The sequence below is a fragment of the Kitasatospora nipponensis genome, from assembly GCF_039528135.1.
GTDB lineage: Bacteria > Actinomycetota > Actinomycetes > Streptomycetales > Streptomycetaceae > Kitasatospora > Kitasatospora nipponensis.
In genome coordinates this window covers 17,753-27,587 of sequence record NZ_BAAALF010000110.1, presented here as the reverse complement: position 1 = coordinate 27,587, position 9,835 = coordinate 17,753, and the positions used below count along the sequence as shown (strand labels likewise).

The 9,835-nt window shown below is 75.1% G+C and carries 6 protein-coding genes and 1 pseudogene; all 7 read right to left on the bottom strand.

Annotated elements, in window-relative coordinates:
• Positions 1 to 1,158 (bottom strand): annotated as a pseudogene (locus ABD323_RS25985) (hypothetical protein); the annotation flags it as partial.
• A 5-nt stretch (positions 1,159 to 1,163) separates the two neighbouring features.
• Entirely contained in the window at positions 1,164 to 4,556 is a 3,393-nt protein-coding gene (locus ABD323_RS25980) for an ABC transporter permease (RefSeq protein ID WP_344444381.1), read from the bottom strand.
• Between the two features lie 241 nt (positions 4,557 to 4,797).
• Positions 4,798 to 5,199 (bottom strand): globin, encoded by a 402-nt coding sequence (locus tag ABD323_RS25975; RefSeq protein WP_344444380.1) that lies wholly within the window; start codon positions 5,197 to 5,199, stop codon positions 4,798 to 4,800.
• A gap of 79 nt (positions 5,200 to 5,278) precedes the next feature.
• Positions 5,279 to 6,382, bottom strand: a complete 1,104-nt coding sequence (locus ABD323_RS25970) for an ABC transporter permease (RefSeq protein ID WP_344444379.1) — start codon at positions 6,380 to 6,382, stop codon at positions 5,279 to 5,281.
• The gene (locus tag ABD323_RS25965) at positions 6,379 to 7,296 is read right to left on the bottom strand and encodes an ABC transporter ATP-binding protein (RefSeq protein ID WP_344444378.1); all 918 of its coding nucleotides are present in this window, start codon (positions 7,294 to 7,296) and stop codon (positions 6,379 to 6,381) included. Before ABD323_RS25965 ends, ABD323_RS25970 begins: the two co-directional genes overlap by 4 nt.
• Before the next feature lie 99 nt (positions 7,297 to 7,395).
• Positions 7,396 to 8,415, bottom strand: coding sequence for an FHA domain-containing protein (locus ABD323_RS25960; protein ID WP_344444377.1), 1,020 nt, complete (start codon positions 8,413 to 8,415; stop codon positions 7,396 to 7,398).
• A gap of 54 nt (positions 8,416 to 8,469) precedes the next feature.
• Positions 8,470 to 9,822, bottom strand: a complete 1,353-nt coding sequence (locus tag ABD323_RS25955; RefSeq protein WP_344444376.1) for a VWA domain-containing protein — start codon at positions 9,820 to 9,822, stop codon at positions 8,470 to 8,472.
• Positions 9,823 to 9,835 lie beyond the last annotated feature (13 nt).

The following is a 9,835-nucleotide window of genomic DNA, read 5'->3' as shown; positions in this document are numbered from 1 at the left end:
GTCGGCGGCGAGGGCGGCGGCCAGCAGCAGCACCACCACCGCCACGCCGCCGGCGCCCAGCGGGCCGATCGCGTAGAGGGGGGCGGCGGCCGCGCGCTGCTGCACGGCGCGCTCGAAGAGGGTGGGCAGCATCGAGGTGGGCCGCAGCAGCGGGACGCCGGAGCGCTGCGGCAGCGAGGCGGCCAGCGAGCCGTCGAGCATCGAGGCCAGCAACTGCTGGGCCGCGCCGAGCTGGTAGGCGTGCAGGTGGCCCGGGTCGATCGGGATCTGCCAGAACAGCTCCGCCCGGCTCCAGACGGACAGCTGCGGGGCCTGGTCGGCGCCGACCAGCGCGGCGGCGTTCCAGTAGGCCAGCGGGGGCCGCCCGCCGGTGAAGGACTGGCAGGGGCCGGTGAGGCAGCCGGAGGCGGTGGCGGACCAGAACGCCTCGTGCGGGTCGGTCGGCTCGAAGATGCCGGTCAGCACGGCCCTGACCCGTTGGGGTTGGGGTTCCATCGGGCTCTGCGGGGTGCTGGGGCCGCCGGCGGCCAGCGTCGCGCCGACGCTCAGCTTGAAGAGGTCGGCGGTCGCCCTGGGCAGCGCGACCTGGAAGGTGATGACGCCGTCGGCGCCCATGACGGCGTCCCCGGTGGGCAGCGCGCCGGCCACCAGCCGCACGTGCCGCTGCGCGTCGTGCAGGTAGACCAGCGAGAGCGTGGGCGACTTGCCGTCCGGCCGGGGCATCCCGGGGTCGGTCAGGCTCCGCCCGTCGATGGTGTGCGCGCCGTAGGAGTTCTCCCCGGGGGAGGGGGCCAGCGGCGCGGTGAGCTGGGCCTGCAGGGCCTGGGCGACCTTGCTGGCGCGCTCCTCGGTGAGCAGCGGCTTGTCGTCCACGGAGGTCCTGCGGTCGCCGCTGGTCGCGACCAGGCTGCGGGCCTGCGGCGTGGCCTGGGTCAGCAGGCTGGTCAGCGCGTGGTCGGCGTCGCGGTCCACGGAGCGCGGCAGGGCGGCGGCCAGGAAGGTGGTGCCCAGCACCAGGACGGCCAGCAGCAGCGCGGCGGCGCGGGTGGTGCGCAGCCTGGTGCGCACCCACGGCGCGACCGCCCGCCGGGAGCCGGCCGGCGGCCGGGCGGTGGAGCCGCCCTCGCCGCCGGCCCTGGTCTCGTCGGTCTTGCTCACGGGACTCACATCTCCTCGGTGTGGCGCAGGCGGCTGACGGTCTCGGCGGCGCGGGCCGGCCGCAGGACCCGGTGGACGGTGAGCAGGGCGGGCAGCGCCGCGACCGCGACCAGCAGGACCAGCACCTGCCAGAGCGGCAGTTCCACCCGCACGCCCGGGATCGGGCGCTGCGCGGCGGGGGTCAGCACGGTGAGCGGCACGACCAGGTGCACCAGCGCGGTGCCCAGCAGCGCGCCGATGCCCACGCCGAGGGCGATCAGCAGCCCCTGTTCGGCGGCCGCGGTGCGGGCCAGCTGCCGGTGCGGGGTGCCCAGGGCGCGCAGCACGGCGAACTCGGCGGCCGGCTCCCCCGCCGCGCCCACCGCGCCGGCCGCGAAGCCGATGGCGGCCAGGACGGCGGCGGCCATCGCCAGCGCGAGCAGCGCGCTCTGCGGGGCGGCGCCCAGCGGGTCGCGGCGCAGCGCGGCGGCCACCTCCTGTTGCACCTGCAGCTGGGCGGGCAGCTGGCTGGCGCGCAGCGCCTGCGCGGCCCGGGCCGGCACCGGGTCGCCCGGTCCGGTGCCCGGCAGCCACCACTCGCTGGGCTGGATCGGGGGGAGCTGGCGGTCGACCCGCGCCCGCTCCAGCGTGGCCAGGTCGACCACCAGGCCCACCGACCGGGTGCCGGTGCTGTCGGTGAGGGTCGGTAGCGCCGGCACCACGGCCACGATCCGTGCCTGCAGGGCGCTGTCGCCGGTGCCCAGGGGCAGGACGCTGCCGACCTTGCCGTGCACGGCGTCCAGGTAGTCCCGGGTGGCCACCACGTTGAGGATGGTCGGCGCGGTGGCCGGGGTGCCGGTGGCGGCGTCGGCGGGGGAGAGCAGCACGGTGGTGCCGGACTGGCCGTAGCCGGTCTCGTAGTGGATGGCCGGCAGGCCGCCGTTCGGGCCGCGCTCCACGGTGGCGTCGGTCCTCGGTGGGAAGTCGCCCGGGTGGCCCTTCGGCACGTCGCTCGGTGGCACGCTGACGGCCGACCAGCCGAGGTCGGCGGGGGCGGCGACGGCCGTGTCGGCGCCGCCGGGGAGCTCGGTGGCGTCGCGGACCGCGAGGCGGTGCACGACCAGTCGCTGCGCGCGGGTGCCGGCGGTGGACTCCTGGTAGTCCACCTCGAATCCGGCCACCGTCAGGGGGTAGGCGATGGCGCCCTGCGGTGCGCCGGCCAGGGTGTCCAGGTCGGCCACCGCGGTGCTGTCGCCGTCCGGCAGGCTGCCGAGCGGGATCGTGTGCAGCACGCCGAACCCGTCGCGCAGCCGGAGCAGGACGACGGGCTGGCGCAGCCCGTCGGCCGGATCGGTGGTGGGCAGCCCCAGGTCCGCGGGCGGTGGTCGCAGCGGGCCGGAGTCGACCGTGACGTCCAGCGCGATCCGCACCGGCCGGCCGGGCAGCGGCAGGCCGGCCCGGGGCCCCTGCGGCGCGGGAGCGGCCAGGGCGCCGAACAGCTGGGCAGCGCTGCGCCCGCCGGTGAGCTGCGGGCCCGGTCGCAGCCACTGCGCCGCCCGCCGGGTGTCCAGCGCCAGCAGGGTGGCGCCGCCGCTGCTCAGGGCCAGTTGCTCGCGCTCCACCGGGATCAGCCGCTCGCCCCCGGGCCCGGCGGCGAGCATCCCGCCCTGGCCCAGGGCCGGCACGCCGGTGCCGGTGATCCGCAGCCCGCCGGCGGTGGCGTAGGCGGCCTGGTCGCGCTGGGAGGCGGTCCACGAGGAGCTCTGGGCCAGTGCCAGCGTGCCGGTGGCCAGCGCCAGTACCAGCAGCAGGACCGGTCCGCTGTTGCGGGCCGGGCGCCGGGCGAACTGCCAGCCGACCAGCGCGGCGTCCAGCCCGCGCCCGCGCGCCGCCCAGCGCTCGCCGATCCGTCCCAGCAGCGGCAGCACCCGCAGCACCAGCAGGGTGCCCGCGCACAGGCCCAGGGTGGGCGCGGTCACCAGCACCGGATCCACCCCGAGCCGGCCGGCGGCGTCCGTGGACAGCGCGCCCCCGGCGCCCTGCGCGCTGTAGCGCGACAGTTGCAGGTAGCCCAGCACCGCCAGCGCGAGCAGGGCCAGGTCCGCGCCCGACCGGGCCAGGCCGGAGACCAGCGCATGGAGCAGCCCGGCCCGGTGCAGCGCCCGGGCGGCGCCGCCCCGCAGCACGGTGGGCGCCAGCACGGTCAGCGCGGCGGCGAGCGCGACGAGCAGCGCCACCGGCCAGTCGCCGCCGCTCACCGTGGTGTCCAGACGCACCCCCGAGCGGGCGAGCGGTCCGTGGCCGGCGATCAGCCGCAGCAGCGGTGGCGTCAGCGGGGGAGCGAGCAGCGCGGCGGGCAGCGTCAGCAGCAGGGTCTCGGCGGCGGTCAGCCGGGCGATCCGGCCGGGCGCCGCGCCGCGGGCGGCGAGCAGCGCGTTCTCCACCTCCTGGCGCTCGGTCAGCAGCCGGGCCAGCAGCAGCAGTCCGGCGCCGGCCAGCACGACCAGCTGCAGCACCCCGATCACCAGCGTGGAGCGGGTGACCAGCAGCGCGGTGCGCAACTGGTCCAAGGTGGCCGGCAGGTCGGTGGTCGCCACCAGGCCGGCCCCGTTCACCAGGGCGCCGGGCCGGGTGCGGGCGCGCTCGGCCAGGTCGGCCAGCGCGCCGCCGGACAGCCGGCCGAAGTCGGCCTCGACCAGCCAGCGGGTGGTGCCGGCGGGCAGCGCGCCGGCGGTGAAGGCCGAGGGGTCCACCAGCAGCGGGCCGTAGGTGGTGAAGCCGCTGCCCTGCCGGCCGCGGCCGGCGAGCGGGTCCAACTGCCAGTAGGCGGCGGTGGGATCGCTCGCGTGGTAGCTGCCGGTCACCGTCACGTCGAGCGGCTGGTCGGTGAAGCGGTCGATCAGGCGCACGGTGGCGGGCAGCGCCTCGGGGCGCAGGCCCAGCCTGGCCAGCGCGGCGTCCGGGACGGCGGCCTGCGGCGGGCCGGCGGGCCCGGCCGGGGCCGGCCAGCGACCGCCGGTGAGGGTGCACAGGTCCGGGCTGACGGTGGCCAGCACGGTCAGGTCGGGGCGCGGGGTGCCACCGGCCGGCGCGGGCGTCGGCGACCCGGGCAGGGCGAAGGTGTGGCTGCTGATCAGCTCCCGCTCGGTGCTGGGCAGCGGGGCGAAGACGGCCCGGTCCACCGCGCGCACCCGCTCCTCGGCGGCCGGCAGGTCGGCCGGCTGGACCTCCCCGCTGACCAGCAGTGTGGTGTGCGGCCGGTCGCGGGTGGCCAGTGCGCTGCGCACCCCGGCGTCGCCGACCTGGCCGTCGAAGGCCGCCAGGGTCGTCAGTACCGCCGCGGTCAGCACCACCGTCAGCAGTGCGGCGGCGGCCAGCGCCAGCCGACTGCGCACTCTGCGCAGGACGAAACGGCCCATGGACGTGTTTCCCCCCGATCACCCCTGAGCGGTGCGTGGGAGGTCTGTGGTGGCCGGACCCGGCACACCGGCCTGCGGAATTCCCGCACCGAATACCGGGCGATATTGTCAGACCGCGAACTCAGAAGGAAGGCCGGTGCGGGGAAATTTGCCAGAGCGAAATGAATTGCCCGAAAGGGCAATTGCCCTTTCGGGCAATGGTGGCCCGGGGGGGATGGCTACGTCGGATCGAATCTCCGGATCAGCCCGCGGTGTTGACCATCGAGGCGGCCGCGTAGACCAGGTAGTCCCAGAGCTGGCTCTCCGCGGCCGGCTCGAGTTCCAGCTCGGTGACGGCCACCCGCATGTGCCGCAACCAGGCGTCATGGGCGGCGCGGTCCACCGTGAACGGAACGTGGCGCATCCGCAACCGCGGGTGGCCGCGCTGCTCGCTGTAGGTGCGCGGACCGCCCCAGTACTGGATCAGGAACAGCGCCAGGCGCTCCTCCGCGGGGCCCAGATCGCCCTGCGGGTACATCGGGCGCAGCAACTCGTCCTCGGCCACGCCCTGGTAGAAGCGGTGCACCAGCCGCCGGAAGACGGCCTCGCCGCCTACCGCCTCGAAGAAGTTCTCCTCGCTGAGCCCACCGCGTCCACTCGTCACGTGACCATGGTCGCAGACGGCCGGTGGGGCCGGGAAGCAGGAGTGCCTCCCGACCCCACCGGCCCCGGGGCCGCGGGCCTCAGGCGTCGTCCCAGCGGAAGAGCCGCCAGGCGATCGCGGTCAGCACGGCCGCGAAGGCCAGCAGCCCGCCCATCTGCGGCAGCGCGTCCATCACCCCGCCGCCGCGGCTGAGCACCGACTGCGCGGCGGTGACCAGGTAGTGCAGCGGGAGCACCTTGGAGAAGTCCTGCAGCCAGCCCGGCGCCCCGTCCAGCGGGAAGAAGGCGCCGCCCAGGAAGGACATCGGCAGGATGATCACCTGGTTGAGGCCGTTGGCGGCCTCCTCGGTCTTGGCGACCGCGCCGGTGACCAGGCCGATCGACATGAAGGCGACGGTGGCGCAGAGCACCAGCGGCACCACCAGCCACCAGTCGCCGGTCAGTTTGAGGCCGAACACCGGAGTGGTGGCCACCAGCAGGAAGATCACGGTCTGCGCGAGCGCCACCAGCAGGCTCACCAGCAGCCGCGAGGCCACCACCGCGCCCGCGCTCACCGGGGCCAGCCGCAGCCGGCGCAGCACCCGCTTCTTGCGCCAGGAGACCAGGGTGAGCGAGGAGCCGAAGATGGCGCCGGTGGCGATCGCCCAGCCCAGCAGGCCGGGGGTGAGGAACTGGATCGGCTTGAGCGAGTTGTCCTCGACCTGGGCGACCTGCAGGGTGTAGCGGGCCGGCTGCCCGGTCGCCTGCTGGTTGGCCGACTGCACCAGGGCGTTGACCAGCCCCTGCGCGCTGCCGGCCTTGACCTGGTCGGAGGCGCTGAAGTGCAGCACCGGCTGGCCTTGGGCGTCCTGCTCGATCAGCGCGTCGAGGTCGCCCTTGCGGACCTTGTCCAGGCCGGCCGCCTCGTCGTCGACCCGGGTGATCGTCAGCACCTTGTCCAGGTCGGCCCGGCCCGGGCCCTGCACCTGGTCGAGCACCTGCACCGGCCCGAACTGGGCGAGCTTGACGTGCGCGCTGCCGGCGCCCTTGAACAGGAAGCCGAACATCACCAGGAACATCAGCGGCATCAGCAGCACGAAGAAGAGCGCCATCCGGTCCCGGACGAAGGCGATCACCATGACCCGTGAGAGGCTGGCGAAGGCGCTGGCCCGCTCCGTGTCGGGGGCCTGCGAGGTGCGGCTCATGCCCGGTACTCCCGTCCGGTCAGGTGGAGGAAGACGTCCTCCAGGGTGGCGCCGCGGACCTCCAGGCCGCGCAGCGCGCCCTGTTCGGCCAGCACCGAGAGCACCGGTGCCGGCAGCCGGGTGGAGACCGAGAGCAGCACGCCGTCGTCCTCCAGGGCCGCGATCTCGGCGCCGGCGGCCTCGAACAGGGTGCGGGCGCGCTCGACGGCGAGCAGGCCGGACTCCACGCTGACCCGCACCGTGTCGTCCAACTCGCGGACCAGCGCGGCCGGGGTGCCGGTCCGCAGCACCTTGCCGTGGTCCATCACCGCGACCCGGTCGCAGAGCACCTCGGCCTCGTCCAGGTAGTGAGTGGTCAGCACGACCGTGCGGCCCTCGGCGTTGATGTCCCGCAGCAGGTCCCAGAGGTTGCGCCGGGCCTGCGGGTCGAGGCCGGTGGTCGGCTCGTCGAGGAAGACCAACTCCGGGTCGTGGGCCAGCGCGCAGGCGATCGAGAGCCGCTGCGCCTGGCCGCCGGACATCTTGTCGGTGCGCACGCCGGCGGAGTCGGTCAGGCCGACCCGCTCCAGCCAGCTGTCGGCCCGCTTGGGGCCGACCCCGTAGAAGGAGGCGAAGGTGCGGATCGTCTCACGCGCCGTCAGTTTGTCGAAGAAGGCGGAGGCCTGGAACTGCACGCCGATGCGCGGCAGCAGCTGGGTGTTGCGCGGCCAGGGCGAGAGCCCCAGCAGCTCGACGCGGCCCTCGTCGGGCTCGCGGATCCCCTCCAGGATCTCCAACGTGGTGGTCTTGCCGGCCCCGTTGGGGCCGAGCAGTCCGTAGAACTCGCCGGCCTCGACGGTGATGGACACCCCGTCGACGGCCTGAACATCCCCGTACCGCTTCCGGATCCCGTCCGCGGCTATTGCTGTCGTCATGGGACCAGACCCTAGGGCCCGCCCCGACCCCGGACCAGAGTGGGGCCGGGGTCGGGTACGCGAGTCCCGGGTGCGCGGCGGGGCCGGCCCCGCCGGGCTTCAGCCGCGGTGCAGCTCGATGGTGGTCCAGGCGCCGATGTGGATCCGGTCGCCGTCGTGCAGCGGGATCGCGGTGTTCTCCGGGAGCATCTCCGCACTGCCGTTCATGGTGGTGCCGTTCATCGAGGCCAGGGCCACCAGGACCCAGCTGCCGTCGGCCTGTTCGGCCAGCAGCGCGTGGTCGTGCGAGGCGCCGGGATCCTCCGGCGACACGCCCAGGTCGATCTCCGGGACGGTGCCGCGCTGCTTGCTGCGGCGCCCGATCCGCAGCTGGCCGCGGCCGGTGAGCGGGATCCGGCGGTCGGGGCAGTGCGCCGGGAAGTACAGCCCGGCGGCCTCGGGGCCGCTGCGCGCCATCATGGCGGTGTAGTACTCGCGGTCGGCGGTGACCACGGCGATCCAGGTGGTCCGGACCGGCTCGTGGTGCACCTGCTCGACGGGCGGCGGCAGGTGGAAGGACGTGTTCTCGGCCCAGCCCTGGCCGGCCGCGGGGGCACCCGGTGCGCCGCCGTGGTGGACCGCGCCGCCGTGGTGGCCCGGCTGCGGGTAGCCGTAGCCGCCCGCGGGGTCGGCGTGCGGCGGCTGCGGGTAGCCCGGGGCGGCCGGCGGCGGGTAGCCGTAGCCGCCGGGTTGCAGGGCGTGCGGGTCGGGCGCGGGCGGCGTCGGCGGGGCGGTCACCAGCGCGCCGTTCTGCCCGTAGCCGTGGTCGGCGCCGGGCTGGGGGTAGCCGTAGCCACCGGCGGGCGGCTGCGGGCGCTGGATCGGGGTGGAGGCGGAGGCCAGCTCGTAGTCGTAGCCGCACTCCTCGCAGTACCGGCCGGTCTGCGGGGTCTGGCAGATCCGGCAGAGCACCAGGCCCTCGGTGGCACCGGGCATCGCCGGGGGTGCCTGCGGCGGCATCGGCGGTGCCGGGGGCACCGCGCCGTAGGCACCGGCGCCGCCGGACAGGCTCATCGGGCAGCCACAGAAGTCGCACCAGTCCGCGGCCTGCGACTCGTGGCCGCTAGGGCAGATCGGCATCAATTCCCCCACATCTCAGCAGGCCCGTCCGGAGCGGAGCCAGTCACGTTCAGGTCACTTCTTGGTGATGCGCTTGGTCTTGGTGGAGGCGGTGTCCAGCGTGTGGGAGTCCTCCGCGCTCACGTTCTTACGGAACCGAACCGTACCCTCCTCGGCGTCCACCACGTCCACCACCTTCTGCAGGAGCCGGAAGGTTCCCTCGTTGCCGCTGGCGTGTGCGAGCCTGACGGCCGCGCCGAGCTTGGACGTGGCCAGGTCCTCATCCCCCGCCCGGAGCGCCTCCAATCCGGTCTGGATGGCCTCGGCGAGCTCGGCCTGTCCGGTGTAGTGCGCGACCTCCGGCACGATCCGGGTGGAGGAGGCCAGGTCGTCGGTCCAGACCGCCTTGACCAGCCCCTGGGTGAGCACCTCGGCGGTGCCGTCGTCCTGCGGCACCACCAGGCTGATCCGGGCGGCCAGCATCTCGTTGCCGACCGCCGCCGCCGGGACCTCGACGCAGACGTGGTAGTCGCGGCTCTCGTCGCCCCAGGAGCCGGTGGGGTAGTCGCCGGCCCGCGGCGCGGCCTCGGTCCGGCGCTCGGTGAGGTCCTCCAGGACCGGGGCGACCAGCTTGACGAAGCGCACCACCGCGTTGGCCGGCGTCCAGACCCGCAGCGCCACGTCGGCGACCTGCTTGCCCATGGCGGTGGCCATCATGGTGCGGAAGTCCTCGGCCAGGTCGGCGGGCTGGGCCACGATGTCCAGGGTCCCCAGCAGCGCGGAGGAGATCCGGCGCAGCTCGGCCACCTCCCAGTCGGTGCCCACCCCGCGGCAGTCCACGGTGAAGTGGCCGCTCACCCGGTCCAGCACCTTCTGCAGGGTGGCGGGCTCCTCGTGCTCGTTGCGGCCGTCGGTGAGCAGGATGCCGTGCCGGATGCCGATGTCGCGACGGGTCAGGAAGAGCGCCTCGGCCTTGGCCAGCCAGGTGCTCATCGCGGTGCCGCCACTGGCCTTGAGCCGGCGCAGCGCGACCTTGGCGGCCTCCCGGGTGGCCGGCGAGGCCACCGCCAGGGTGCCGTCGGCGGGGTAGACCTCGGTGGCCTCGTGGGTGCCGGCCACCACCGCGAAGGCGACGCCGTCGCGGATGATGTCGATGGCGGCGGCGGTGGCCTCGCGCGCGCTGCGCATCTTGATGCTGGACGGGTGGTCCATCGAGCCGGAGCAGTCCACCATCAGCACCACCGCGGCGTCCGCGCCGGACCCGGCGGTGGTGTCCGGGGCGGACAGCGGGCGCCCGCCGGTGGTGCCGCCGCCGGTCGCGGTGACCGTGACGATCGCGTTGACCTCGCGCGAACCCTCGGCGAGGTACTCGTTCTGGTAGATGTCGGTGGTGAACCGGGGCAGGTTCGACTTCGTCAGACTGGCCATGGCCGAGGGCTCC